Raw genomic sequence first — 25344 nt, forward strand, 5'->3', positions numbered from 1 at the left:
AACCGGTCACCGTACGCGATCTCTCCCGGATCTGTCCCGGAAACGGCCACAGCACTCACGTGAGGGCCTCGGCGGCGTACAGGCAGGCCAGGGCGATGGCCAGGGTGCCCAGCAGCAGCCGCAGGCCGTTCTCCGGCAGGCGGGGCTGCAGGTGGGCGCCGGCGTAGCCGCCGATCAGGCCGCCCGCGCCGCACGACAGGCCCAGCGCCCACTCGGGCGCGATGGCGCCGGGGGTGGTCAGCGCCAGGACGGCGTAGGTGAGCGCGCCGGCGACCGAGGTGACGAACGTAGAGGCGAGCGCGGCGGGTGCCACCCTGGAGACCGGCAGGCCGCGGCCGGCCAGGATCGGGCCCAGGATCGACCCGCCGCCGATGCCGTAGATCCCGCCGGCGACGCCGACGGCGAACGCGAGCGCGGCGATGGCACGGTGGCCGGGGCCGCCGGACGGGGCGGGGCGGTGGCGCGGGCGCAGCGTGCGTACCCACAGCCACAGCCCCAGCGGCAGGAGCAGGCAGGCGACCAGCAGGCGGAACACCTGCGTGCCCGGCAGCAGGAACACGCGCACCAGCGCGCCGATGACCACGCCCGGCAGGGTGCCGGCCACCAGCAGGCGGGTCAGCGGGCCGCCGAGCCGCCCCCGCTCGCGATAGCGCAGGAGCGCGCCGGGGGTGGCCACCACGTTGAACAGCAGGTTGGTGGGGGTCACCGCCGGGCTCGGCACGTTGAGCACGCTGAGCTGGACCGGCAGGAGGAACACGGCTCCCGACACCCCCACGGGCGCGGTCACCAGCGCGATCAGCAGCCCGGATGCGAAGCCGAGCGACGCCTGCCACCAGCTCATCGGTTCACCGCGCGCGCTCCGTTCTCCAGGTGGTCCCGATCATGGCACGGCGGAGGCTACGCGTCCTGTCCCCGGCCGTGCGCCTCCGCCGACAGGTCCTGCCAGTCGTCCCACGTCTTGAGCCGGTCGGCGTAGGCCTGCTGGATCATCGGGTAGAAGCCCTGGCCGAACAGCACCCGCAGCGGCGGGTTGTCCAGGTCGGCGAGCTTGAGGAGCGCCTGCGCGGCGGCGGCCGGGTCGCCGGCGGGCTGCTTGCCCGCGACCGCGCCCAGGCGGCGGCGGAGGTCGTCGTAGGCCGGGTCGGGCTGTGCCATGTGGCCGTTGGCGAGCGGGTCGGGGTTCTTGCCGTCGCGGGTGGCGAAGCCGCCGGGCTCGACGATGGTCACCTTGACGCCGAACCCGGCGACCTCGCCGGCGAGCGCCTCGTTCAAGCCCTCCAGCGCCCACTTGGAGGCGTGGTACGCGCCGCCGAGCGGCATGGCGATCACCCCGGCCGCCGAGGACAGCTGCACGATGTGGCCCGAGCGCTGCTCGCGCAGGTACGGCAGCGCGGCCTGGACCACCCACACCGCGCCGAACAGGTTGGTCTCCATCTGGTCGCGCAGCTGCTGCTCGGTCAGCTCCTCGACCGCGCCGATCTGGGCGAAGCCGGCGTTGTTCACGATGACGTCCAGGCGGCCGAAGTGCTCCCGGGCCCGCTTGACGCCATCGAAGACGGCGGCCCTGTCGGTCACGTCCATCGCGAGCGGGAGCACCGCGTCGCCGTGGGCGGCCACCAGGTCGTCCAGGCTCGCGATGGAGCGGGCGGCCGCGGCCACCCTGTCGCCGCGCGAGAGCGCGGCCTGCACGAACTGGCGGCCCAGGCCGCGCGACGAACCGGTGACGAACCAGACCTTGCTCATGATGTCTCTCCCTACGGATGCGTCTTGACACCCATGAGGCGACGCGGACCCCGGCTCCTGTGACAGTGCGGCGGTGTGACATGTGCCACCCGTCACGGATGTCACATCGCGGCGGCGGGCGGCGACTCGTGAATGGAGCACACTTGGTAGCGGACAGGCAGGAGCGGGACATGAACGAGCGCGGCGAGCCGACGGCGGCCACGGGCGGGGCACCGGCCGGCGGCGGGCGGGTGGACGCCGCCACCGAGGCGTTCGTCACCCACCGCAACCTGCTGTTCACCGTCGCCTACGAGATGCTCGGCTCGGTGGCGGACGCCGAGGACGTCCTTCAGGAGACCTGGCTGGGGTGGATGAAGGTCGAGGTGGAGCAGGTGCTCGACCCGCGCGCCTACCTGGTCAGGATCGCGACCAGGCGGGCGCTGGACCGGCTGCGCTCGGTGAAGCGCCGCAGGGAGGAGTACGTCGGCCCCTGGCTGCCGGAGCCGCTGCTCACCACGCCGGACGTGGCCGAGAACGCCGAGCTCGCCGAAAGCGTGTCGATGGCGCTCATGCTCGTCCTGGAGACGCTGTCGCCGACCGAGCGGGCCGTGTTCGTGCTGCGCGAGGTGTTCGACGTCGGCTACGAGGAGATCGCCGCGGCCGTGGGCAAGAGCCCGGCGGCCGTCCGGCAGATCGCGCACCGCGCCCGGCGGCACGTCGATGCCCGCCGCCCGCGCGAGGTCGTTCCGCCGGGCGTGGCCAGGGCGGCGCTGGAGTCGTTCCAGCGCGCGTTCGAGACCGGGGACCTGCAGGGGCTGCTGGACGTGCTCGCCCCCGAGGTCGTGCTGATCAGTGACGGCGGCGGCATCAAGCAGGCCGCGCCGCGGCCGATCGTCGGCGCCGGCAAGGTGGCCCGCTTCATCGTCGGCGGGATCGGCAAGGCCCAGGTCACCCTCAGCGGCGAGCCCACCGTGGTCAACGGCAACCCGGCACTGGTGCTCCGCGTGAACGGTGAGGTCGACGGCGTCGTCGCGGTCAGGATCGAGGACGCCCGCATCACCGGCCTCTACTACGTCCGCAACCCGCGGAAGCTGACCGGCCTCGCCTCGGAGGTGCCGCTGGCGCTGCGGTGAACGCGAGCGGCGATTCGGTGGGTAGAGTCCAGACTTGTGGATGTCTACCTGCTGATCCTCGGGGATCACCTGCCGGACCCACGCACCGGGCGAGCCTCTTCCGAGCCGGATCGCGTCCGCGCCATCGTCGACCAGGCCGTCGCGGCCGAGCAGGCCGGATTCACCGGCGTCGCCATCGGCGAGCACCACTTCACCCGCTACATCGTCTCCGCGCCGGAGCTGCTGCTCGCCGCCATCGCGGCCCGCACCAGCACCCTGCGGCTGTCCACCGGCGTCACCCTGCTGGCCCACCACGACCCGGTGCGCGTCGCGGAGGAGCTCGCCACCCTCGACGTGCTGTCCAGCGGGCGTGCCGAGCTCATCGTGGCCCGCGGGGTGTCGAAGGAGACCGACGTCGCCTTCGGCATCGCCCCATCGGACCTGCGGCCGCGCTTCCACGAGTACCTGCGCCTGCTGCTGAAACTGCTGCAGGAGGAGAACGTCACCTGGCGGGGCACGTTCCGCAGCCCGCTGGAGGGCGTGACCACCACCCCGCGCCCGGTCCAGCGGCCGCACCCGACGTTGTGGGTCGGCAGCGGCTCGGCGGCGTCCGCCGACTTCGCCGCCGAGCTGGGCATGCCGCTCATGCTGCCCAGCACCCTGCGCGACCCCGCCGTCCACCTGGACGTCGTCACCGGCTACCGGCGCGACCATCCCGGCCGGGTCGCGCTGCCCAGCCACGTGTTCGTCGCCGAGCGCGGCGCGCGCGAGCGGTGGCGGCCCTACCTGGAGGCGTACGCCGCGTTCGCCAGCCCGTGGCGGGGCGACGGCAGGGCGATCGACCTCGACACGTTGATGGAGGGCGCGGCGATCTGCGGCGACCCCAGCGAGGTCGCCGACCGGCTCAACGCGCAGCAGGACCTGCTCGGGCTGGACGCGCACCTGGTGCTGATCGACATCGGCGGCCTGCCGCGGGAGGAGGTGCTGGCCGCGATCCGGCTGTTCGGCGACCAGGTCATCCCCAAACTCACCTGCTGACGGTGGCCACCGATGAGTTCCGCGGCCGGGACGGGTCTACCTCTGCGCACCATGACACGCGCAACCCGATCAGTGAGGGACCCATGAGCACGAACGCACTACCGCCCGTCGTCGACGCGGAGACCTGGCAGCGCCACCTCGACGAACTGCGCGCCCGGGAGAAGGCCGCCACCCGGGAGCTCGACGCCATCGCCGCCCAGCGCCGCCGCCTGCCCATGGTGCGGATGCCGGACTACACCCTGGAGGGAGAGAACGGCCCCGTCCGGCTGGCGGACGTCTTCGAGGGCAGACGGCAGCTGATCGTCTACAACCACATGTGGTTCGAGGGCAAGGAGTGGCAGTGCCCCGGCTGCACGGGGTTCACCTCGCAGTACACCCGGCTGGAGTTCCTGGACGGCTACGACGCCCGGTTCGTCGTCGTCACCCAGGGCCCGATCGAGGAGGCGCTGGCCTACAAGCGGCGGGTCGGCAACCGGATGACCTGGTACTCCACCGCGAACAGCCCCTTCGGGACCGACGTCGGCGCACCGCCCGGCGGCGGCTTCGCCGTCAACGTGTTCCTGCGCGACGGCGACACCGTGTACCGCACCTGGCACACCAACGGCCGGGGCACCGAGCAGCTCAGCCACAGCTTCGCGCTGATCGACCTGCTGCCGTACGGGCGGCAGGAGGAGTGGCAGGACTCGCCGGAAGGCTGGCCGCAGTCGCCCACCTACAGCCGGTGGACCGGCTCCAAGGAGATCGCCGCGCTCTACGGGCCCGGCACCGCCTAGGGAAACGGCACCGTCCAGGGACACGGGTGGCCGGCGGACCTGCCGGCCACCCGTCCACGTCAACGCGGGACCCGCAGGTGGTGTGCCAGCCAGTCCGTCACCTTGGTCACGTAGCTGATCCGGTTGCCGATCCGCCGGATCTCGTGGCCTTCGTCCTGGAAGATGAGGTGATCGCAGGGCCTGCCCAGGGCGGTGGCCGCCTCGATGACCTGCTCGGCCTCGTGCAGCGGGACGTTGGTGTCCTGGGCTCCGTGCACGACCAGGAGGGGCGCGGCCAGCCGGTCGAGGGCGTGCAGCGGTGACAGGGCGTGCAGGAGCTCCCGGTCGGTGTCCGGGTGGCCGTACTCGCCGACCGCGGCGGCGGCGATCCAGGGCTCGGCGCGGGCGTAGAAGGTGGCGAAGTCGGCGATGCCGCTGACGGTGACGCCGGCGCGGAAGAGGCGCGGGTGGGCGACGAGGGTGGCGAGGGTGAGATAGCCGCCGTACGACCAGCCCATGCAGGCCAGCCGGGACGGGTCGGCGGCGCCGAGGCGGACCAGCTCCGCCGCGCAGTCGGCCACGTCGTGGACCGCGTCGAAGCGCCGTTCGCGGTCGTCGGCCTGGCGGAAGGCACGGCCGTACCCGCCGGAGCCGCGCACGTTCGGGGCGAACACCCCGATCCCGGCGGCGAGCAGGTTCTGGTAGAGGGGGTTGAAGGTGGGACGTTCCTGGTCTTCCGGGCCGCCGTGCAGGAACAGCACGTACGGTGCCGGGCCGCGCGTGTGCGGTGGCCGGTGGAGCCAGGCCGCCAGTTCCAGGCCGTCACGGGCGCGGAAGCGCACCAGCTCGGCGCCGGCCGCCGTGGGCAGGGGGCCCGCACCGGCGGCGTGAAGGTAGCCGGCCCAGTGGTCGCCCGGGTCCAGGTCGCACAGCAGGACGTGCGAGGGCTCCCGCGGGCTCTCGGCGGCCAGGGCGGCCAGCGTGCCGTCCCAGCCGATCCGGGCCGAGGTGATCACGGTGGCGGGCGGCGGCGGGAGGTGCCGGAGCTCGCCGCTCTCCAGCTCCATGACGTCCAGCTCGGAGCGGCCGTGCACGTTCCAGACCAGCAGCGCGCGGCGGCCGTCGGCGCTGAGCGCGAGCCGGTCCAGCTCGGCGTCCCGCCGCTCGGCCAGGACGACGGGCTCGGCTCCATCGCGTACGGCCAGCAGCGCGGCCCGGTCGCGGCCGGCGTCCGACACCAGGTAGGCGATGCGGCCGTCGGGGGAGAGGGCGCCGTCGTCGGTGGTTCCCGGCAGGCCGGGCAGCAGCGGCCGTTCGCCGCTCGGGACGTGCGCGCCGAGCGCCTCGGCGGCCAGGTCGGCCACGAACATGCGCCGGCGGCCGCGCGGGCCCCGCCGCAGCAGCATCGTCACGTGGTCCCGGCTGATCGCCACCGGCCTCAGCAGCGGGCCGGCCGCGATGACCTGGCGGCCGCCGGTGACCGCGTCGATGAGGACGGCCTGGGCCAGGCCGGTGGACGAGGTCTCGGTGATCAGCAGCGTCTCGCCCCGGCCCGTCCAGCGGACCACCCCGGCGGAGCCGCCGGCCGGGGCGGACAGCAGGCGCAGGTCGCCGCCGTGCGGCTGCACGGTCCACACCTGGGTGTGCTCGCCGCCGCCCGGCGCCACCAGCACGGCCAGGTGCGTGCCCGTCGGCGCCCAGCTCACGTCGACCGCCGGCTGCGGCCCGGTGTCGACGGCCCACGTCTCGGCGTCGCCCTGGAGGGACTGGATCCACACCCGCGGGGAGCCGTCGTGGTCGCTGATGAAGGCCACGGCGCTGTTGCCGGGGGCCAGGGCGGGGGCGAGGCAGCTCCACGCGGTCAGGCTCTCGGCCGCGGGCAGGTGCGGCCGGCCACCGGCGAGCCCTCCGAACGCGAACACGCGCGGCGGCCCGCCGTCCGGGCGGGCGGTCGCGGGCACGTGCGGCGGGGCGGCGGCGGGGCGCGGCGTCACGCGCCGTGGGTCTGCAGCCACAGCTCCAGCAGCCCGAGCTGCCACAACGTGTTCACGCCGGTCGTCGCCCTGTCCCGCCCGGGATCGGCGAGCAGCCGATCCACGTAGTCCCGGCGGAACAGCCCCCGTTCACGGGCGGCCCTGCTGGTCAGCGCGTCGCGGACGAGTTCGAGCAGCGTCCCGTCCACGTGCCGGACGGCGGGGACGGGAAAGTACCCCTTCGGCCGGTCGACGACCTCGGCCGGCAGCAGCCGCCGGGCGGCGTCCTTGAGCACGCCCTTGCCGCCGTGGGCCAGCTTGAGCTCGGCCGGGCAGGCGGCGGCCAGCTCGACCAGCTCGTGGTCGAGGAACGGCGTGCGCGCCTCCAGCCCGTGCGCCATCGTCATGTTGTCCACCCGCTTGACCGGGTCGTCCACCAGCATGGCGGTGGTCTCCAGCCGCAGCACGGCGTCCAGCGCGGTCTCCGCGCCCGGCCTGGCCAGGTGGGCGCGGACGAAGTCGCCGCTGGCGTCGTGCTCCAGCAGCCGGTCGGGCGACAGGATCGCGGCCAGCCCGTCGTGGGGCCGGTCGAAGAACGCGCGCGCGTAGACGCCGCCCGCGTCCTGGCGCGGCACGCCGGCCAGGGGCGGGAACCAGCTGTAGCCGGCGAACACCTCGTCGGCCCCCTGCCCCGACTGCACGACCTTGACGTGCCGGGCGACCTCCTGCGCCAGCAGGTAGAACGCGACGCAGTCGTGGCTGACCATCGGCTCGCTCATCGCCCGCACCGCCCCCTGCAGCCCCTCCAGCAGGCGCGCGTCCGGGATGCGGATGCGGTGGTGGTCGGTGCCGAACCGCCGGGCCACCAGGTCGGAGTAGGCGAACTCCTCGCCCGGCTCGCCGCCGGCCGGCTCGAAGCCGATGCTGAACGTGGCCAGGTCCTGCTGCCCCTGCTCCGCCAGCAGCGCCACGATGAGGCTGGAGTCCAGGCCGCCGGACAGCAGGACGCCGACCGGCACGTCGGCGACCATCCGGCGGCGCACCGCCACGCGCAGCGCGTCCAGCACGGCCCGGCACCACTCCGCGCCGCTCAGCCCGGCGTGCTCCGGCAGGGCGCTCCGCGTGTGGGACGGCTCCCAGTACCGGTGCTCGGTGCCGCCGCCGTCCGGCTCGATCACCCGTACGGTGGCGGGCGGCAGCTTGCGTACCCCGGACAGGATGGTGCGCTCGCCGGGCACCAGCGAGTGGAAGGTCATGTAGTGGTGCAGCGCCACCAGGTCGATGCCGGTGTCCACCTCGCCGGCCGCCAGCAGGGCGGGCAGCGAGGAGGCGAAGCGCAGCCGCCGGGCGTTCTCGGACACGTACATCGGCTTGACGCCGAGCCGGTCCCTGCCCAGGATCAGCCGCCCCGTGTCACGCTCGTGCACGGCGAAGGCGAACATGCCCTTGAACCGGCGGACGCAGGCGGGCCCCCACCGGTGGAAGGCCTTCAGCAGCACCTCGGTGTCGGAGGCGGAGAAGAACCGGTAGCCGGCGCCGCGCAGCTCGGCCCGCAGCTCGCCGTAGTTGTAGAGGCAGCCGTTGAACACCACCGCCAGCCCCAGCTCGCCGTCCACCATCGGCTGGGCCGCCTTGTCCGACAGGTCGATGATCTTCAGCCTGCGGTGGCCCAGCGCGACCGGCCCCTGCGACCAGAGCCCGGAGCCGTCAGGGCCGCGCTCATGCATCGTCTCCGCCATCCGGCCGACGGCGCCGATGTCCGCCTCCGCGCCGTCGAAGCGCAGCTCTCCGCTCAGTCCGCACATCCCCGGCCTCCTCAGGACGCCGCGGACCGGTAGGGCGGGGGGCCGTCCGCCGGCCGGTCCCACTGGCAGTCCCTGGTCTCGGCCAGCAGCAGGTCCACCACGTCGGCCAGCCGTCCCCGCCGGGCGAACGCGTCCCGCTGGCGCCGCGCGGAGCTGCCCCTGGCCAGCGCCTCCTCGGCCAGCTCGGGGACGAGCCTCGCGTCGGCGGAGCCCTCCAGCTGCGGCCGCAGCCCCTCGACCAGGCGCCGGATCACCACGGGCGCGGGCCGGGGCACCCCGCCCACCGGGTCGATCAGCTCCCCCTCCAGCCCCGAGCGGGCCGCCTGCCAGGTCGCCGCCCGTACGGCCTCCAGGTGCACGTCCCGCTCCACGCCCTGGCGCACCGCCTCCAGCTCCCTGGTCACCAGCGCCCGGAACAGCCCGGCGATCAGCACCACGTCCCGGACCCTCGGGCAGGAGTCGCAGATGCGCAGCTCGACCGTGGGGACGTGCTGCGACGGCCGGATGTCGGAGTAGATCATCCCGGGATCGGCGATCACTCCGGAACGGATCAACTCCTTGATCATCGCCTCGTACGCGGCGGCGGAGTCGTACTTGGCGATCGGGCCCGCGGTGGGCCAGCGCTGCCACACCAGGCTGCGGTAGCTGGCGTAGCCGGTGTCGCCGCCGTCCCAGTACGGCGAGCTGGACGACAGCGCAAGCAGCGGCGGCAGCCACGGCGTCAGCCGGTGCGCCACCACGACGGCCAGATCGGGGTCGCGCACCTCGGCGTGCACGTGCGTGCCGCAGATCAGCTGCTCCCGGGTGAGCTGCTGGTAGTCGTTCAGCATCTGCTCGTAGCGCGGCTCGGGGGAGACCTTCACCTCCCCCATCTCGACCAGCGGGGCGCTGCCCGCCGCGCTGATCCCCAGCCCCACCTCGTCGGCCTGCCGGATCAGCCGCCTGCGCAGCCCGCACAGGTCGCGCGCCAGATCCTCCAGCCGCCGGAACGGCCTGCTGTTGGACTCCACCGTCGAACGCTGCAGCTCCCGCGCGAAACTGCTCCCAGGCAACGCCTCCAGCAGCAACTCGGCCCCCGAGGCCAGGCGGCGGGTGCGTACGTCGACGACGTGGAACTCCTCCTCCACCCCCACCCGGATCGCCTCGTCCTCTCCCTGCACGACCATCACCCCCGGCCTGTCTACTCCCCCGAGAACGGCCTGATGCACGTGCTGATTCTCCGCGCCGGCCAGGTTCCACGTGCGGAAACGTCAGCGGAAGGAGCGGCGGTAGGCGGCAGGGGTGGTGCGCAGGGCGGTGTGGAAGCGGCGGCGGAGGTTGACCGCCGAGGACAGGCCGACGCGGGTGGCGATGGTCTCGACGGGCAGGTCGGTCTCCTCCAGCAGCGCGCGGGTGGCGGCCAGGCGGCGTTCCAGCAGCCAGCGGGCGGGCGGCACGCCGAGCTGGGCGGCGAACTGGCGGGAGAGGGTGCGCGCGGAGACGCCCGAGAAGGCGGCCATGTCCTCCACGGTGATCTGGTCAGGCAGGCGGCCGAGGAGCCATTCGAGCAGGGGTGCCAGCGAGTCCGGCATGGGGCCGGCGGTGGGCAGGGGTGGGTACTGCCGCTGGCAGCCCTCGCGGTGCGGGCCGGCGGCGAGCTGGCGGCCGATGCGCATGGCGTGGGCGGCGCCGTGCTGCTGGAGCACCTGGTGCAGGCAGAGGTCGATGGTCGCGGCCGAGGCTCCGGCGGTGGCGACGTCGCCATGGTCGACGTAGATGACGGTGTCGTCGAGGACGACGCGGGGGTGGCGGGCGGCGAGCTCGCCGGACAGCTCCCAGTGGACGGAGGCGCGGCGGCCGTCCAGGAGGCCCAGGGCGGCGGGGATGAAGATGCCGGCGCAGACGGCGATGATGCGGGCACCCCGGGCGTGGGCGCGGGACACCGCGTGCAGCACGGCGGGGGAGGGGGCGATGGTCCAGCCCGCGATGAGCACGGTGTCGGCGTCGCCGAGGGCTTCGAGGCCGTCGTCCACCTGGATGGGGACGCCGAGGGTGGTGGGCAGGGAGCCGGGGCGCTCCGCGCAGAGCCTGAAGCTGTAGTGCTGGGGGATGTCGGGGCCGTGGTAGCCGAAGACGGCCGAGGCGGAGGTGACCGGGTAGAGCTCCTGGTCCGGGGCGACCAGGGCGACCACCCGATGCGGGCGCAGGGGCGGCGGAGGCGGTTCCTGGCATTCCACGGGCATGGCGCGAATGTACCTAATGATGTCATTTGGGACACCGGTGGGGTGATCTGGAAAAATCCAGAATTGGGGCTCATGTGGACGAGGAACTTCACCCTCTACTTCGGCGCCCGCACCATCTCGCTGCTCGGTGACGCCATGATGCCCGTCGCCTCGGCGCTGGCGATCGGCAAGGTCTACGGGATCGCGGGCGTCGGCTACGTGCTCGCGCTCTGGACCGCCTCGGCCGTGCTGGTCATGCTGTTCGGCGGGGTCGTCGCCGACCGGATCGGCGCCAGGCGCCTGATGATCGGCGCGGACGTGGTCAGGGTCGTCACCCAGGGGGCCGTGGCCGTCGCCTTCCTGGACGGCACCCCGCCGTACGCCCTCCTGCTGGTGACGGCGGTCCTGTCGGGCGCGGCCGCCGGGATGTTCGAACCCGGCGTGAACGGCATGGTCCCCCTGGTCGCCGCGGATCCGCAGCGGGCCAACGCGACGCTGAAGCTCGCCGAGGCGGTCACCCAGCTCGCGGGCCCCGCGCTGGCGGGCGTGCTCGTCGTCGCCGGCGGGCCGGTCTTCGTCTACACGGCGGACGCCGCGACGTTCCTGGTCAGCGGGGTGTGCCTGCTGCTGATCCGGGTCGCCGTGCCCAGGCCGGAACCCTCCGACGTGCTGAGCGACCTGCGCAGGGGCTGGGAGGAGTTCAAGGCCAGGAGCTGGATGTGGTCGGTCATCCTGGTGTGGGTGTTCTGGGGCGTTCTCGTGGTCGGGCCGTACGTGCCGCTGTCGTCGCAGGTCATCGGGGCCGACTACGGCTGGGTGATGGCGGCGCTCGGCCTCGGCACCGTGCTGGGCGGGCTGGTGGCGATCAGGTTCAGGCCGCGCAGGCCGCTGGCTGCCGGGGCGGTGGCGCTGAGCGGATACGTGGCGGTCCCGCTGACGGTCGCGCTCGGGCTGCCGTTGCCGCTGCTGATGGCCGGGCACCTGCTCGGGGGGTGCGCGTGGGCGTTCTGGTCGGTGATGTGGTCGACCAGCGTGCAGACGCGCGTCGCGCCGGACGTGCTCAACCGGGTCAACGCCTACCAGGTGGCCGGGTCGGTCGCGGGCATGGCGGCCGGGCAGGCGCTGGCCGGTCCGGTCAGCACGCTGGTCGAGCCGCGCGCCTTCCTGCTGGGCTCGGCCCTGGTGGCGGCCGGGGTGGTGGCGGCCCTGCTGCTGATCAGGCCGGTCAGGAGGCTGGGCGGGGAACCCCGGCGGGCGGGTGACCGGCCGGTCCCGGCGGGCGCGCCGGCGTAGCCGGGCACCGCGCGATCGACCTGTGGCGGGGCGATCACCGGGGGCGTACCGTGGGCACACCACAAGATCGAAAGGTGTGCCGTGCCCTTCCCTCTCGCCGCGTTACTGCTGACCTCGTTACTCACCTCGCCGTCCGCCGCGCTGCCCGCGTGCCCGCAGATCTTCGGGCACGGCGGCTACCCCACCGGCGCCAACGCCTGGGAACGGGACCAGATCCGCCAGCCCAACAACCCCACCGCCATCCGCCAGCACAAGGCCTGGGGCGCGGCGGGCGTCGAGGCCGACCTGCAGCTCACCAGGAACGGCACCAAGGCCGTCATGTGGCACAACACCTCCACCTGGGGGCTGACGGGCACGAAGAAGAACGTCACCGAGATCTGGTGGGCGACCGGCGACACCAAGCTCGACGGCCGGACCATCACCCGCGGCCCCTTCCAGGGCGAGACCGTCTACACCTTCCGCGAATGGCTGGCCGCGATGAGGTCGGCCGGGATGATCGGGCTGGTGGAGATCAAGCCCGAGGCCAAGCAGTCGCTGTTCAGCACGGACGCCGCGATCAAGGCGCGGGCCTGGGCGGAGGTCCTCGACCCCGTCAGGGAGAACCATCAGTCGCAGGAGATCATGCTGTACTCCCACGACAGCGCGATCACCACCGAGCTCAGGAGCCGGGTGACGGCCGCGGGCATGACCCAGGTCCTCAGCGGCCGCCCGATCTGGCCGGACGTCACCAAGTGGGAGGAGCCGCCACCCTCGTGGACGCTGAACCAGAACGCCTGGCAGACGGCGCTCCAGAGCGGCGCCAAGCGGATCGCCACCGACTACCCGTCCCAGCTGCGGTCCTGGCTGGCAGGCAAGTGCCAGTGAGCACACCGCCTCGGTTTCGGGCCCCAGCAGGCAGCCCGAATCCCTGTATTTCCGTATCATTGGGGCATGACTGCTGGGCTTCCGGAACCCGTCCGCCACGGTGACTTGCGCGTCTCGCACGACGAGCGCGAAGCGGTGGTGGAACGACTGAACACGGCGGCGGCCGAGGGCCGGATCGACCTGGGCGAGCTGGACGTGCGGCTGGAGCTGGCGCTGAACGCCAGGACCTACGCCGACCTGGCACCTCTCACCGCCGACCTGCCGCCGGACGTCCCGCTGAACCAGGAGCCGCTGGTCCTCAAGGGCGGCATGCACGGTGAGAGCCGTACCGGGCGCTGGGAGGTGCCCGGGCGCATCACCGTGTACGGCGGGATGGGCTCCGTCAAGCTCGACTTCACCCAGACCGACTGCCGGCTGCCCGAGATCCAGATCGAGGCGCAGGGCCAGATGGGCGGCATCACGATCATCATCCCCGACGGGTGGGCCGCCGAGACCTCCCGGATGGACTCGGGGCTCGGGGGCTTCACGAACAAGACCACGCCGCAGCGGCTCCCCAGGACGCCGCTGGTCCGCCTCACCGGCAGCGGCGGCACGGGCGGCGTGGTCATCCGGCACCCCAACAGCTGGGAACGGCGCAAGCAGCGGCGCCTCCAGGAGCGTTGACGGGCGGCGAGCCCCGCTGACCGGCAAACCTCGCACCTCATGACATCCGCGGTCACAACCCGACATTGGAGGCGGCGGAGGGCCGTGCCGTGAGAAGATCGAGATCATGATTGCACTGCCTGGCTCAGGCCGCCGCGGCGTTCCCGCCTGCTCGCCGGCCGCCGACACGTCGGTGACGTCCATGACGTTCATGGCACGGCCGGAGCCGCTCGGTCACGCCGGGCTTGCCGTCGCGGCCGCGAGGATGGGGACGGTCGAGTGCTGAGCATGCCCCGGACAGACGCCGCCACTCCGGCCGCCAGCTCAGCCGCCGGCCCGGAACAGGGCAGCACGGAACAGGGCAGCACGGAGCAGGGCGGCACGGAGCAGGGCAGGGGGCCTCGTGTGGGCGCTGTGCCCGGCGGGCCGCGCACGGCGCCGGTCGCGGACGAGTGGCGCCTGGCGGCGATGGTGGAGGAGCGAGGTGAGACCGGGGTGGCGCAGGCCGTTCCGGAAGGGGCCGAGACGGACCTGGCCGCGCTCAGCGTGGGCCGGATCGGCGGGTTGCGGCCGCGCCGCCGTCCCGGTGACGGAGGCGAGGCGTCGGGCGCCGACGTCGATCTGGTGGACTCCCTGGCCCCGGCCACCCGGCGCACGGTGGCCGCCTGGCTGCTGGACAAGCAGTCCGCGGCCACCCGGCAGACCCGGCTGCAGGTGGTGGCCGCGTTCGTGCGCTGGCTGCGCAGCGTGGACCCGGCGATCGAGCTGCTCGCGGTCACCGGCGCCCACCTGGACGCCTACTGCGACGCCGCGCGCGCAGGGAAGCTGACCATCGGCGTGCGCAACCCGGGCAGGCCGCTGTCGAGGGCGACCGTGTCCAGGAAGCGGGCCGTGCTGTGGTCGTTCTACACCTTCGCCTGGCGCAGCGGCGTCGTGCGGCACGACCTCGCCGCAGCCAGGCCGCGCCCGGTGCCGGCCCGCGACGGCGAACTGCTGAGCCGCGGGGAGCGGCGGCTGCTGCGGCAGGGTGCCGCCCGGCTGGCCGCCGAGGGCAGGTCCGCCGAGGCCGTGGCCGTGGCGCTGCTGGACGCGACGGGCGCGCCCGTGTCCGCCCTGGCCGGGCTGACCGTGCAGGACCTGCGGTCGGTGACGGGCGGCGAGCCCGCTGTCGTGACCGTGCACGACGGACGGGGCGACCTGGTGGCCTTCCCGGTCCCGCCGCTGGCCCGCCCGCTGCTGCGTGCCCTGGCGGACGCTCGTACGGCAGGTGAGCCGCTGCTCAGGCAGGCCGGCGGCCATCCGGTGGACGTACGGTGGCTCGGGCAGGCGCTCACCGACGCGGCTCTGGCGGGCGGCGTCCCGCGCGAGCGGGCGGAGCTGCTGGAGCCGCACATGCTGCGCGCCACCACCGTGACGGAGCTGATGCGCGACCAGGCGAGCTGACCGGCCAGGCCAGGTGACCGGCCCAGCGAGGATGACCCGCTGGGCGGTCTGACCCGCCGGCGCCCACGCGGGTGCCCCCGCGCCCCGCGAGGGCACCTGCGGCGGTGGCGGGTCAGGGCAGGACGCCCGCCGCCTCGCCGGGCAGGGTCAGGCTCAGGACCTTGCCATACCTCTTCAGCAGCCGGGCCTTCCCCGTCCCGACGTCCACGGCGTAGAGGTCCCAGCCGCCCTTGCCGGAGTACCTGACCTCGACCTCGCGCGCGTCGCGCCAGGCGGTGGGGTGGACCATGCCGCGGTCGGAGGGCAGCCCGGTGACCGCGACCTGCCGCACGGTCCGTCCGGTCTTGACGTCGAGCACGGTGATCACCGGCTCCGCGTCCCGGACGTCCTCGCTGTCGAGCGCGACCACCGTGCGCCCGTCCGGGGCGAGCTCGCTGGGGGCGATGAACTTGCCGTCGAACCGCACCGGCTTGCCGCCCCCGGTGACCGGCATGAACCACAGGTCCGTCTTGATGTAGCGGATCCACTGGACCACGCCGTCCTTGATGGTGACCGGCTCGTACTTGCCGTTGATCGTCGTCCGCTTCCCGGTCCGGGTGTCGATGAGCCGCCCCGGGTACCTGGTGCCCTCCCGCGGGTCGAAGACCAGGTAACGGCCGCCGTCGGACACCGCCAGCATGGAGCCGATCTCGATCTCCTCCTCCGGCAGCGGCACGGTCACCTCCGCCCCGGTCACCATGTCGCGCACCACGTGCCCCTGGGCCTGCCTGCTGTAGTAGGCGAAGGTGCGCCCGTCCCGGCTGAGCGCGACGGGAGCGTCGTGGTCCTCGGCGGTGCTGACGAGCGCCTGCGGCACCCGGTACGTCTTCCCCGCGCCCGTGACCACCCGCCACTCCACGTCGTCGCAGTCGATGCCACGCGGCTCGGCCACCCGCTTGCACGGCGTGTGGTAGGCGTGGCTCAGCACCCCCACGCCGCCCTCGGGCAGCTCGGGCACCACGACGGACTGCTGCGGCACGGCGGGGGCGGCGCTCCGCTGCCACGGCAACGTCACGGCGGCACTTGTCACCCCCACCACGGCCGCCGTCGCGGCGGCGGCCAGCGCCGTGGCGGTCCGCCGCCGGCGCCGGTGCCCGGCGATGGCCGCGTCCAGCAGGTCCACCAGGGGCGCTTCGGCGGCGATGCCGTCGAGAGCCTCGCGCAGCCGCGTCATCGGGTCACCTCCGCGATCTGGGGGTCGTTCAGCAGGTGCGCCAGCTCGGGCGCGATCGTCCGCAGCCTGGCCAGCGCGTGGTGGGTCTGGCTCTTGACGTTGCCGATGGAGCAGCCCAGCACCTCCGCCGTCTGCGCCTCGGTCAGGTCCTCCCAGAACCGCAGCACGATCACGGCGCGCTGCCTGGGGCCCAGCTTGGCCAGCGCCTGCCGCAGCACGATGCGGTCGAGCGCGGCCTCGTCGCAGGAGGTGCCCCGCTCGGGCACCTCGGCGCTCGGCAGCTCGGGCCGCGGCCTGCGCCGCCAGGAGATGTACTGGTTGACCAGGGCCTTGCGGGTGTACGCCTCGGGGTTGCCGTCCCTGGACAGCCTGGCCCACTGGCCCACGACCTTGACCAGGACGCTCTGCAGCAGGTCCTCGGCGAGATGGGCGTCTCCCGTGAGCAGGTACGCCGTCCGCATCAGCGCTTGCTGGCGGGCGAGCACGAACTCGCGGAAGCCGTCGTGACGGTCCAATGTGATCTCCTCTCGCCCGTTCCCAACGCCACCCACCGGACGAAAGGTTGCACCCGGCAGCGAAAAAGGGGCCTGGCCGGGCGGCCAGGCCCCTTTTCCGCGCGCCGTCACCCGAGGCGGGAGAGCTCCTCCGGGGTCAGCTCCAGGGACGCGGCGGCGGCGGAGTCCACGATCGTCTCCGGGCGGCTGGCACCCGGGATGGGGATGACGACCGGGCTGCGGGCCAGCTCCCAGGCCAGGCAGACCTGCTGCGGGGTGACGCCGTGGGCGGCGGCGATCTCGGTGAAGGCGGCGTTGAGCTCGCGCAGCTCGCCGGTGCGGCCGATGCCGCCGAGCGGCGACCACGGCAGGAAGGCCAGCCCGAGCTCGGCGCACACGTCGATCTCCGGCTCGCTGGAGCGGAACCGCGGCGAGTACTCGTTCTGCACGCTCACCAGGCGGTCGCCCAGGATGGCGTGGGCGAGCCTGATCTGCTCCGGGTTCGCGTTCGAGATGCCCGCGAACCGGATCTTGCCCGCGTCGTGCAGCTCCTTCAGCGCCCCGATCGTCTCCTCGTACGGCACCTTCGGGTCGGGCCGGTGGTGCTGGTAGAGGCCGATGCTGTCCACCCCGAGCGCCTTCAGCGAGCGGTCGCAGGCCGCCCGCAGGTACGCCGGGCTGCCGTCCACGTCCCAGCCGGCGGGCGTGCGGGTGTGCCCGCCCTTGGTCGCGACCAGCACCGCGTCGGCGTCGCCGCCCCACAGGGACAGCGCCCGGGCCACCAGCCGCTCGTTGTGGCCGACATCCTCGTGGGACGGAGTGTAGGCGTCGGCCGTGTCGATCAAGGTGATGCCGGCGTCGAGGGCGGCGTGGATCGTCCTGATCGACTGCTCCTCGTCCGGCATGTGACCGGCCACCGACATGGGCATGGCGCCGAGCCCGATGGCTCCTACCCGCCGGTCGCCGATGGTGCGCGTTGTCATGGTGTTGTGCATGGGGACCAGCTTGGCTCCTGGAGCGCACTCCAGGTCAACCGCCTCAGCCGCGACCCATTGGAACAGGTGAGGGGCGGTGGGTGGATCGTCACATGCCGCCCGAGGTGTGCTCGTCGGCGCCACGATAGGTGTACAGGTCGTCGACGAACTTGCGCTTCAGCGCCGGGACCCGGCCGGTCACCCCGAAGAAGGCGCGCGTCATCGCCAGCGCCGCGCGGCCGATGACCGGCTTGTGGATGGCGGCGTCGCCGTTCATGCGGGCCAGCGAGTCCTTCACGCGGGCGAAGCCGTACGGGATCATCTCCCGCTCGTACGCGGCCACGGCGTCCAGGACCTGCTTGCCGCTGGTGAGCTGCCGGCACAGCAGCATGGCGTCGCGCAGCGCGGTGTTGGCGCCGACACCCTGGCCGGGCGTCATGGTGTGGATGGCGTCGCCGAGCAGGGTCACGTTCGTGCTCCGCCACGGCTCGACGGGCACGGAGGTGCGGATGTTGACGGGGAAGCAGGTCTCCGGCTCCGCCAGCGCGAACAGCCTGCGCAGGTCGGGGTGCCAGCTTCCGGTCATGCCGAGGGCCACCTCGACCAGCTCCTTGCCGTCCATCCGCATGACGTCTGCGGGGAACCTGCGTGCCGCCGCCGAAAGGCCCCAGTTGATGTAGTCGCGGGTGTTGTCGTAGAGCAGGCCGGGCCAGCGCTCGATCAGCTCCCGCTCGTTGCCGCCCACGCCGTGCTTGAGCCCGCCGTCCCGGTCCCACTTGAACTCCATGACGTGCCAGATGCAGAACAGGCCGCCGGGGGCGAACACCGAGGAGATGCCGTGGAACATCTCCGGCGTGAGCAGGGCCCTGGTCTCCTCGGTGACCGGCACCTTGGCGGAGATGGCCACGATGCCGGAGTCCTTGATCCCGGCGTGCGGCAGGTACTGGCGGCGTACGCGGGAGCCGGTGCCGTCGGCGGCCACCAGCAGGTCGCCCGTCGCGCTGGTGCCGTCGGCGAAGTGCGCGGTGACGGTGCCGTCGCCGTGCTGCTCGTAGCGGGTGAACTCCTTGCCGAAGTGCACCACGTCCTCCATCCCCGTCAGCAGGACCTGGCGCAGCGTCATCCGGGAGACCGAGCGCTCGCTGTTGACGGGGTCGTCGTCGGGCCGCAGCGGGAACGAGGCGGTGACGCGGCGCTTCTCGGTCAGGACGTTGAAGTAGCGGGGAGCGCGGGCGCAGGTGGCGAGGAAGGTGCCGAACAGCTCGGGCGGCAGGCACTCGCGCAGTGCCCGGTTGCCCGCGGAGTCGATGCCGACGCGGTAGCCGTACAGGTTGTCGGTCCTGGTGCGGTCGCGCTCGTAGACGGCGACGGACACGCCGGCCCGCCGCAGGCCGTGCGCCAGGCACATGCCGCCGGTCCCGGCGCCGATCACGATGACGTGCATGGAAGTCTCCTTGGAGGTCATGTATCTTGATGTTCGAGACATATTTATCTTGAGAGGCAAGAAGCTTGAATGTCAAGTGAAAAGCTGGACGAGCTGAGAGCCGCCGTCGCCCAGGAGATGCAGCACATGCAGGCGGCGGTGGACGCCTACGACGAGGCCGCCGCGAACTTCCTCGGCGTGAACCGCACCGACCTGCGCTGCCTGGAGATCCTCGGGAGCCAGGGCCCGGTCACGCCCAGCGTCCTCGGCCCCGCGCTCGGCCTGACCACGGGCAGCGTCACCGCGATGCTCGACAGGCTGGAGAAGCTGGGCTACCTCACCCGCTCGCCGGACCCGTCCGACCGGCGCAAGGTCGTCGTACGGATCACCGAGGAGGCCGCCACGAAGGCGTGGGAGCTGTACGGGCCCATCGCCACCGAGGGGGAGGCGGTGATGGCCGAGTTCGGCGCCGCCGAGCTGGAACGCGTGCGGCTCTTCCTGAGCCGTTCCCGTGAGCTGTACGAACGGCACCTCGAACGCGTCCGCGCGGAGCCGGCGAAGCAGGGGCGGCGGCGGGCGCGCGGCTGAGGGCCCGTCGTACCGCGATCGGCGGAGCCTTTCGTTTTCCGGACGAACGGCGGCGTAACGGTTCGCCGCGTGACCTGACCGGCGCGGCCGGGCGAGGCGATCGTGGAGGTGGCTCCAGCGAGTCCCTGGCGAGGGAAGGGCGAGGTGCGATGCAGGCCGCGGGCTGTGATCCGACCGCTCGGCACGTTGCGGGTCCCCCTCCCGCGGAGCAGGCGGCGCAGGTGCGCGCCGCCGCGGAGAAGGCCATGCTCCGGGCACGCGAGATCAGGGCCGACTCCAGGCGCATCGCGGCCGAGGGGCGGCGGATCCGGGGCGAGCTCGCCGCGCAGCGCGAACGCCTCAGCGCCGGCTTCCTCGCGATCCGCCTGCGGAGGGCCGAGCGGGACTGGGGCGAGGCCGGATGGCCCCTGACCGATGAGGTCAGGTGGTGAGGGTGGCGCGGGGCGGACGGCCGTAGACGCTGCGGTAGTAGGCGGAGAACCGGCCCGGATGGTAGAAGCCCCACCGGGCGGCGATGGCGCCGACGGTGGCGCCGCCGGCGGGATCGGCGGCCAGCAGGTCGGCGTGGGCCGCGGCCAGCCGCAGCCGGCGCACGTACCCCATCGGCGTGGTGCCGTGGTGGCGGCGGAAGGCGTACTGCACGGCCCGGGGAGTGGCGCAGGCGGCCGCCGCGATGCCGGCCAGCGACAGGTCGGGCTCCGCGAAGTGCGCGTCGATGTAGCCGACGGCCAGGCGCAGCACGGCAGGGGTGCCGTCGGCGCGGTCGGCCGGAATCTCGTCCTGCAGCGTCAGGGTGGTGGGGAACGCGGCCAGGACGGCGGCCGCCAGCAGCCGTGCCGCGTTGCCGACGACGAGGGGATGCTCGGCCGCGGGGCCGGTCAGCAGCCCGTCGGTGAGGGCGATCGTGTCGGCGACCATCCGGGAGGCGGCGGGGCCGAGTGCCGAGCGCGACAGCAGCCGCGGCGGTTCGGCGGAGCCGTTCGCACGGGTGCCGGCGACGTCGGCGAGCAGGCCGAGGGGCAGCGTCACGGTACGGATGCGCAGGTCCTCGGCGCGCGAGACGAGGCTGTCCCGGGGGAAGGTGGCCATCAGCGCGTCGCCGGGGCCGTAGTGGCTGACGGCGTCCCCGTCGTCGATCGTGACCCTGCCGCTCACGACGACGCCGGCCCGGACGGTGTCGATGTTCTGGTTACGGCAGGAGAAGGAGCCCGGGATGGACAGGTCGGTGGTCTGGAAGGACCCGGCATCCGCGGTGGACACCGCCAGCCGGGCCGGGCCGTCGCTGATCGAGCCCATCAGCAAGCGGCTGCCGTAGACCCGGCTCAGCCACTCGCGGACCTCCTGCGGGTCATCGGTGACGTACCGGGCCAGGGCCGACACGGTGGATCGCGGTGCGCTCACGGGCACCACCCCCCTCCGCGGGGGCGGCGCCCGTCACGGAGCAGACGAGCCGCGCGTACCCGCTCGAACACCCTTCGTGCCCGTGAGAGTACTGCGGATCGATCGCGAAACGAAGGGCTCCGCCGCCATGTTCGCGCTCGGGTGAGGGCGGGCGTGCCCTTGACAAGGGTGTCGCCGGGCACGCACAGTACTAGCCACTGACTACGTAGTCAGACGCGAGGAGCTGCGCATGTCCGAGACCCGCCGCAGGCCTCCCGGCAGTACGGACGTCGCCAGGCTGGCCGGGGTGTCGCAGAAGACGGTCTCGCGGGTGATGAACGGCGAGCCGTACGTGAGCGACGAGATCCGCGAGCGCGTCCTCGCGGCGGCGCGCGAGCTCGGCTACCGCCGCAACACCGCGGCCCGCGCGCTCAACCTGGGCCGCTTCCACCGCATCGGCGTGGTCTCGCTCGGCAGCGCCCTGTACGGCCCGGCCTCGCAGCTCATCGAGCTGGAGCGGCGGACCAGGGCGATCGGCTACGCGTTCAGCGTGGTGAACACCCTCGAGGGCGACGACGGCGGCGTGGCCAGGGCCGTGGAGTCCCTGCTGGAGCAGGGCGTGGACGGCATCGTGCTGTCCGAGCCGATCGACGTCGGCGAGGAACTGCGCATCGAGCCCGGCGTGCCGGTGCTCAGCCTGGGGCCGCTGCCCGGGCTCGCCGGCCCCGACGTGATCATCAACAGCCCGTCCAACGTGGACGCGGGCCGCGAGGCCACCGCGCACCTGCTCGGCCTCGGCCATGCCACCGTGTGGCACGTCGCCGGCCCGGAGCGGTGGTGGGCCTCGCGGGACCGCGTGCGCGGCTGGCGCGCGGCGCTGTCCGCGGCCGGCGCCCCCGAGCCGCCCATGCTCGAAGGCGACTGGACGCCGGCCTCCGGCTATGCCGCGGGCCGGGTCCTCGCGGCGGATCCGGAGGTCACGGCGGTGTTCGTGGCCAACGACGACATGGCGATCGGCGTGCTGCGCGCCCTGGCCGAGGCCGGCCGCGCGGTGCCCGGGCAGGTGAGCGTCGTCGGGATGGACGACATCCCGGCCGCCGCGTACCTGTCGCCGCCCCTGACCACCATCCGGCAGGACTTCGCGGCGTCCGTCGCCCAGGGCCTCGCGCTGCTCGTCGAGCGCATCGAGGGCCGGCCCGGCACGTCCGCGCCCGATCTCCCGACCACGCACCTCGTCAAGCGTCAGTCCACCCGACCCCCCGAGGAGAAGACATGACCATGACACGCACCCGGTGGCTCGCCGCGGCGGCCGCCGCGACCCTGTTCCTCGCCGGCTGCAGCGGTGGCGGCGGCGCCCGGCAGGCCGCCGATCAGCCGCCCGCCGCCGCCGTCAGCCAGGCCGACATCGACCAGGCCATGCGGACGCCCACGGAGCTGACGTTCTGGACCTGGGTGCCGGACATCGGCAAGGAGGTGGCGCTGTTCGAGAAGAAGTACCCGGCGATCAAGGTCAACGTGGTCAACGCCGGGCAGGGCGAGCCCCAGTACACCAAGCTGCGCACCGCGCTGAAGGCCGGCAGCGGCGCCCCCGACGTCGTGCAGATCGAGTTCCAGTACATCCCGACCTTCACCATCATCGACAGCCTGCTCGACCTGCGCCCCTACGGCGCCGAGGCGCTCAAGGACAAGTTCGTGGACTGGACGTGGGGCCAGGTCACGGGCAAGAACGGCGAGGTCTGGGCGATCCCGCAGGACACCGGCCCGATGGGCATGCTCTACCGCAAGGACATCTTCGACAAGCACGGCATCGAGCCGCCCAGGACGTGGGACGAGTTCGCCGCCGCCGCCCGCAAGCTGCACGCCGCCGACCCCGGCGTCTACCTGACCAACCTGGCCTCCAACCAGAACGGCGCCTGGATGGGCCTGCTGTGGCAGGCGGGTGGTAAACCGTTCCAGATGGCGAGCGCGCAGGACATCGATGTTAGCGTTAACGACGAGGTCTCCAAGAAGCTCGGCACGTACTGGGGCGGGCTCGTCAAGGAAGGCGTGATCGCCACCGACCCCGACTTCACCGACCAGTGGTACCAGGCGCTCAACAAGGGCAAGTACGCCACCTGGCTGACCGCCGCCTGGGGGCCGGTGTTCCTGGCCAGCAACGCCAAGGAGACCAGCGGCAAGTGGCGGGCCGCGCCCCTGCCGCAGTGGGCGGCGGGCGAGAACAAGTCCGGCAACTGGGGCGGCTCCACCAGCGCCGTCATCAAGAGCACGAAGAACCCGATCGCCGCGGCCAAGTTCGCCGAGTTCCTCAACACCGACCCCGAGTCGACCAAGATGATGGCGACCGAGCAGTTCCTGTTCCCGCCGACCAAGGCGCTGCTGGACGACCCGTCGTTCGCCGAGCAGAAGCCCGAGTTCTACGGCGGTCAGACCGTCAACCAGGTCTTCGCCGGGATCAGCGACACCGTGGACAAGGGCTTCGGCTGGCCGCCGTTCCTGGACCAGACGGTCAGCGACTGGGACGAGACCGTCGGCAAGTCACTGGCCGACAAGAGCGACACCCCGGCCGCGCTCGACCAGTGGCAGCAGCGGATCACCACGTACGCCGAGAGCCAGGGCTTCAAGGTCGCCCAGTGACCAGCACCAGGACCGCCCCGCGCAGGCAGGCCGCGGGACACCTGTTCATCGCGCCCTTCATGATCGTGTTCGTGGCCATGCTGGTGGTGCCGCTGGCCTACGCCGGATACCTGAGCCTGTTCAGGGAGCAGCTCATCGGCGGCACCACGTTCGTCGGCCTCGACAACTACGTGCGCGCGCTGACCGACGAGCGGCTGCTCGGCGGCGTGCTGCGGGTGGCCGAGTTCTTCCTCCTCCAGGTGCCGCTCATGCTGCTGCTCGGGCTGCTGTTCGCGCTCGCGCTGGACAGCGGCATGCTCTGGCTGTCGCGCTTCATCCGGCTGGGCATCTTCGTGCCGTACGCGGTGCCCAGCGTCGTCGCCGCGCTCATGTGGGGCTACCTGTACGGCCCCGAGTTCGGCCCCATCGCCCAGCTCGCCGGCACGCTCGGCCTGCCCGCCCCCGACCTGCTCGGCGGCGACCTCATGCTCGGCTCCCTGGCCAACATCGTGACCTGGGAGTTCGCCGGCTACAACATGATCATCCTGTACGCGGCGCTGCGGGCCGTCCCCGCCGAGCTGTACGAGGCGGCGGCCGTGGACGGCGCCGGCGCCTGGCGGACCGCGTGGAGCGTGAAGCTCCCGGCGCTGCGGCCCGCCCTGCTGATGGCGCTGATCTTCTCGGTCATCGGCAGCTTCCAGCTCTTCAACGAGCCGCAGCTCATGCAGCGCCTGGCGCCGAGCGTCATCGACAGCGCCTACACCCCCAACCTGTACGCCTACTCGCTGGCCTTCACCAGCCAGGACCTCAACTACGCGGCGGCGGTGTCGTTCCTGCTCGGCCTGGTCATCGTCGCGGTCTCCTACACCGTCCAGCTCGCCCTCACCCGGAGGCGGACATGACCACCACCGTGACCACCACCGTGACCACCACCGTGACCGCGCCCGCCGCGCCGGGCAGGCGGCGCAGCCCGCTGCTGACCCTCGGCATGCTGGCGTTCCTCGTCTACTTCCTGCTGCCGCTGTTCTGGCTGCTGGTGGCGGCCACGAAGACCACCGGCGACCTGTTCTCCAGCTTCGGGCTCTGGTTCGCCGACGACTTCGCGCTCGCCGGGAACATCGGCGACGTGTTCGCCGCCGAGGACGGCGTGTACGGCCGGTGGCTGCTCAACACCGCGCTCTACGCGGTCGTCAGCGCCGGCGGCGCCGCGCTGCTGTGCGCGCTGGGCGGCTACGGGTTCGCCAAGTTCGGCTTCCGCGGCAACAGGGCGCTGTTCGGCCTCGTACTCGGCGCGATCATGGTGCCGAGCACGGCGCTGGCCATCCCCACGTACCTGATCTTCGCGCAGGTCGGGCTGGTCAACACGCCCTGGGCGATCATCCTGCCGTCGCTGGTGAACCCGTTCGGCCTCTACCTCATGCGCGTCTACGCCGAGGACGCCGTGCCCGACGACATCCTGGAGGCCGCCCGCATCGACGGCGCGGGCGAGCTGCGGATCTTCTGGCAGGTGGTCATGCGGCTGCTGGCGCCCGGGTTCGTCACCGTGCTGCTGTTCACGCTCGTGGCCACCTGGAACAACTACTTCCTGCCGCTGATCATGCTCAGCAACCCGTCGCTGTACCCGGTCACCGTGGGCCTGGCCAACTGGGCCGGGCAGGCCACGGTCGCCGGCGGCAGCGGCGACGTCATCCCCCTCGTCGTCACCGGCTCGCTCCTGTCGATCATCCCGCTGGTCGTGGCGTTCCTGCTGCTCCAGCGGTACTGGCAGAGCGGCCTGGCGGCCGGCGGGGTCAAACAATGAATGGGACTTCCGC

Annotated in this window: 25 protein-coding genes; 14 read left to right on the forward strand and 11 right to left on the reverse strand. The window is 72.9% G+C overall.

Features of this window, described 5'->3' with window-relative positions; translation table 11 throughout:
- Window positions 1-55: 55 nt before the first annotated feature.
- Both HD593_RS24115 and HD593_RS24120 read right to left on the reverse strand, forming a co-directional pair.
- Window positions 56-841: a sulfite exporter TauE/SafE family protein gene (locus HD593_RS24115; RefSeq protein ID WP_185104384.1), complete on the reverse strand. Its 786-nt coding sequence runs from the start codon at window positions 839-841 to the stop codon at window positions 56-58.
- A gap of 56 nt (window positions 842-897) precedes the next feature.
- Window positions 898-1743, reverse strand: coding sequence for an SDR family NAD(P)-dependent oxidoreductase (locus tag HD593_RS24120; protein WP_185104385.1), 846 nt, complete (start codon window positions 1741-1743; stop codon window positions 898-900).
- Between the two features lie 170 nt (window positions 1744-1913).
- Here HD593_RS24120 and HD593_RS24125 point away from each other — a divergent pair, with 170 nt between their 5' ends.
- The 3 genes from HD593_RS24125 (at window position 1914) to HD593_RS24135 (ending at window position 4645) form a co-directional block, all read left to right on the forward strand.
- Window positions 1914-2855, forward strand: coding sequence for an RNA polymerase sigma-70 factor (locus HD593_RS24125; RefSeq protein WP_185104386.1), 942 nt, complete (start codon window positions 1914-1916; stop codon window positions 2853-2855).
- 36 nt (window positions 2856-2891) lie between these two features.
- A complete protein-coding gene (locus tag HD593_RS24130) occupies window positions 2892-3872 on the forward strand; it encodes an LLM class flavin-dependent oxidoreductase (RefSeq protein ID WP_185104387.1) in 981 nt (326 codons plus the stop codon).
- Window positions 3873-3955: 83 nt separating this feature from the next.
- Window positions 3956-4645 (forward strand): DUF899 domain-containing protein, encoded by a 690-nt coding sequence (locus HD593_RS24135; protein ID WP_185104388.1) that lies wholly within the window; start codon window positions 3956-3958, stop codon window positions 4643-4645.
- A gap of 59 nt (window positions 4646-4704) precedes the next feature.
- On the opposite strand, the gene HD593_RS24140 is transcribed toward HD593_RS24135, so the two are convergent.
- From HD593_RS24140 to HD593_RS24155, 4 genes are read right to left on the reverse strand one after another with little or no spacing between them, the layout of a single operon-like run.
- Window positions 4705-6618 carry a S9 family peptidase gene (locus HD593_RS24140; RefSeq protein WP_312903661.1) on the reverse strand — a complete coding sequence of 638 codons (1914 nt, stop codon included), beginning with the start codon at window positions 6616-6618 and terminating at the stop codon, window positions 4705-4707.
- Window positions 6615-8402 (reverse strand): N-acetylglutaminylglutamine amidotransferase, encoded by a 1788-nt coding sequence (locus tag HD593_RS24145; protein ID WP_185104389.1) that lies wholly within the window; start codon window positions 8400-8402, stop codon window positions 6615-6617. Before HD593_RS24145 ends, HD593_RS24140 begins: the two co-directional genes overlap by 4 nt.
- 11 nt (window positions 8403-8413) lie before the next feature.
- The gene (locus tag HD593_RS24150) at window positions 8414-9610 is read right to left on the reverse strand and encodes a carboxylate-amine ligase (RefSeq protein ID WP_312903663.1); all 1197 of its coding nucleotides are present in this window, start codon (window positions 9608-9610) and stop codon (window positions 8414-8416) included.
- A 42-nt stretch (window positions 9611-9652) separates the two neighbouring features.
- On the reverse strand, window positions 9653-10624 hold the full coding sequence (locus tag HD593_RS24155; protein WP_185104390.1) for a GlxA family transcriptional regulator: 972 nt from the start codon (window positions 10622-10624) through the stop codon (window positions 9653-9655).
- Between the two features lie 72 nt (window positions 10625-10696).
- Here HD593_RS24155 and HD593_RS24160 point away from each other — a divergent pair, with 72 nt between their 5' ends.
- From HD593_RS24160 to HD593_RS24180, 5 genes are all read left to right on the forward strand, one after another.
- The gene (locus HD593_RS24160) at window positions 10697-11896 is read left to right on the forward strand and encodes an MFS transporter (RefSeq protein ID WP_185104391.1); all 1200 of its coding nucleotides are present in this window, start codon (window positions 10697-10699) and stop codon (window positions 11894-11896) included.
- Window positions 11897-11977: 81 nt separating this feature from the next.
- Window positions 11978-12760: a glycerophosphodiester phosphodiesterase gene (locus tag HD593_RS24165; protein WP_185104392.1), complete on the forward strand. Its 783-nt coding sequence runs from the start codon at window positions 11978-11980 to the stop codon at window positions 12758-12760.
- A 66-nt stretch (window positions 12761-12826) separates the two neighbouring features.
- Complete coding sequence (locus HD593_RS24170) at window positions 12827-13423, forward strand: DUF1707 SHOCT-like domain-containing protein (protein WP_185104393.1); 597 nt, start codon at window positions 12827-12829, stop codon at window positions 13421-13423.
- Window positions 13424-13529: 106 nt separating this feature from the next.
- On the forward strand, window positions 13530-13688 hold the full coding sequence (locus HD593_RS24175) for a hypothetical protein (protein ID WP_185104394.1): 159 nt from the start codon (window positions 13530-13532) through the stop codon (window positions 13686-13688).
- Window positions 13689-13690: 2 nt separating this feature from the next.
- The gene (locus HD593_RS24180; protein WP_185104395.1) at window positions 13691-14845 is read left to right on the forward strand and encodes a tyrosine-type recombinase/integrase; all 1155 of its coding nucleotides are present in this window, start codon (window positions 13691-13693) and stop codon (window positions 14843-14845) included.
- 112 nt (window positions 14846-14957) lie between these two features.
- On the opposite strand, the gene HD593_RS24185 is transcribed toward HD593_RS24180, so the two are convergent.
- The 4 genes from HD593_RS24185 to HD593_RS24200 form a co-directional block, all read right to left on the reverse strand.
- Window positions 14958-16058, reverse strand: coding sequence for a TolB-like translocation protein (locus tag HD593_RS24185; protein WP_185104396.1), 1101 nt, complete (start codon window positions 16056-16058; stop codon window positions 14958-14960).
- Window positions 16055-16573, reverse strand: a complete 519-nt coding sequence (locus tag HD593_RS24190) for a SigE family RNA polymerase sigma factor (protein WP_185104397.1) — start codon at window positions 16571-16573, stop codon at window positions 16055-16057. The genes HD593_RS24185 and HD593_RS24190 overlap by 4 nt, the downstream gene beginning before the upstream one ends.
- A 107-nt stretch (window positions 16574-16680) precedes the next feature.
- The gene (locus tag HD593_RS24195) at window positions 16681-17535 is read right to left on the reverse strand and encodes an aldo/keto reductase (RefSeq protein WP_185104398.1); all 855 of its coding nucleotides are present in this window, start codon (window positions 17533-17535) and stop codon (window positions 16681-16683) included.
- Between the two features lie 100 nt (window positions 17536-17635).
- Window positions 17636-18970, reverse strand: a complete 1335-nt coding sequence (locus HD593_RS24200; RefSeq protein ID WP_221524924.1) for an FAD-dependent oxidoreductase — start codon at window positions 18968-18970, stop codon at window positions 17636-17638.
- A 69-nt stretch (window positions 18971-19039) separates the two neighbouring features.
- Between HD593_RS24200 and HD593_RS24205 the strand changes: the two genes are divergently transcribed.
- The gene (locus HD593_RS24205) at window positions 19040-19537 is read left to right on the forward strand and encodes a MarR family winged helix-turn-helix transcriptional regulator (RefSeq protein WP_185104400.1); all 498 of its coding nucleotides are present in this window, start codon (window positions 19040-19042) and stop codon (window positions 19535-19537) included.
- A 245-nt stretch (window positions 19538-19782) separates the two neighbouring features.
- On the forward strand, window positions 19783-19968 hold the full coding sequence (locus HD593_RS24210; protein WP_185104401.1) for a hypothetical protein: 186 nt from the start codon (window positions 19783-19785) through the stop codon (window positions 19966-19968).
- Here the strand turns inward: HD593_RS24210 and HD593_RS64460 are convergent.
- Window positions 19958-20938, reverse strand: a complete 981-nt coding sequence (locus HD593_RS64460) for a helix-turn-helix domain-containing protein (RefSeq protein ID WP_185104402.1) — start codon at window positions 20936-20938, stop codon at window positions 19958-19960. The genes HD593_RS24210 and HD593_RS64460 overlap by 11 nt on opposite strands.
- 229 nt (window positions 20939-21167) lie before the next feature.
- Between HD593_RS64460 and HD593_RS24220 the strand changes: the two genes are divergently transcribed.
- Genes HD593_RS24220 through HD593_RS24235 form a run of 4 tightly spaced genes read left to right on the forward strand, consistent with a single transcriptional unit; the run spans window position 21168 to window position 25331 of the window.
- Entirely contained in the window at window positions 21168-22193 is a 1026-nt protein-coding gene (locus HD593_RS24220; RefSeq protein ID WP_185104403.1) for a LacI family DNA-binding transcriptional regulator, read from the forward strand.
- Window positions 22190-23551, forward strand: coding sequence for an ABC transporter substrate-binding protein (locus tag HD593_RS24225; protein ID WP_221524925.1), 1362 nt, complete (start codon window positions 22190-22192; stop codon window positions 23549-23551). The genes HD593_RS24220 and HD593_RS24225 overlap by 4 nt, the downstream gene beginning before the upstream one ends.
- Window positions 23548-24432 (forward strand): carbohydrate ABC transporter permease, encoded by an 885-nt coding sequence (locus HD593_RS24230; protein WP_312903665.1) that lies wholly within the window; start codon window positions 23548-23550, stop codon window positions 24430-24432. The genes HD593_RS24225 and HD593_RS24230 overlap by 4 nt, the downstream gene beginning before the upstream one ends.
- On the forward strand, window positions 24429-25331 hold the full coding sequence (locus HD593_RS24235; protein WP_185104404.1) for a carbohydrate ABC transporter permease: 903 nt from the start codon (window positions 24429-24431) through the stop codon (window positions 25329-25331). Before HD593_RS24230 ends, HD593_RS24235 begins: the two co-directional genes overlap by 4 nt.
- Window positions 25332-25344 lie beyond the last annotated feature (13 nt).

This window comes from Nonomuraea rubra (genome assembly GCF_014207985.1).
Lineage (GTDB): Bacteria > Actinomycetota > Actinomycetes > Streptosporangiales > Streptosporangiaceae > Nonomuraea > Nonomuraea rubra.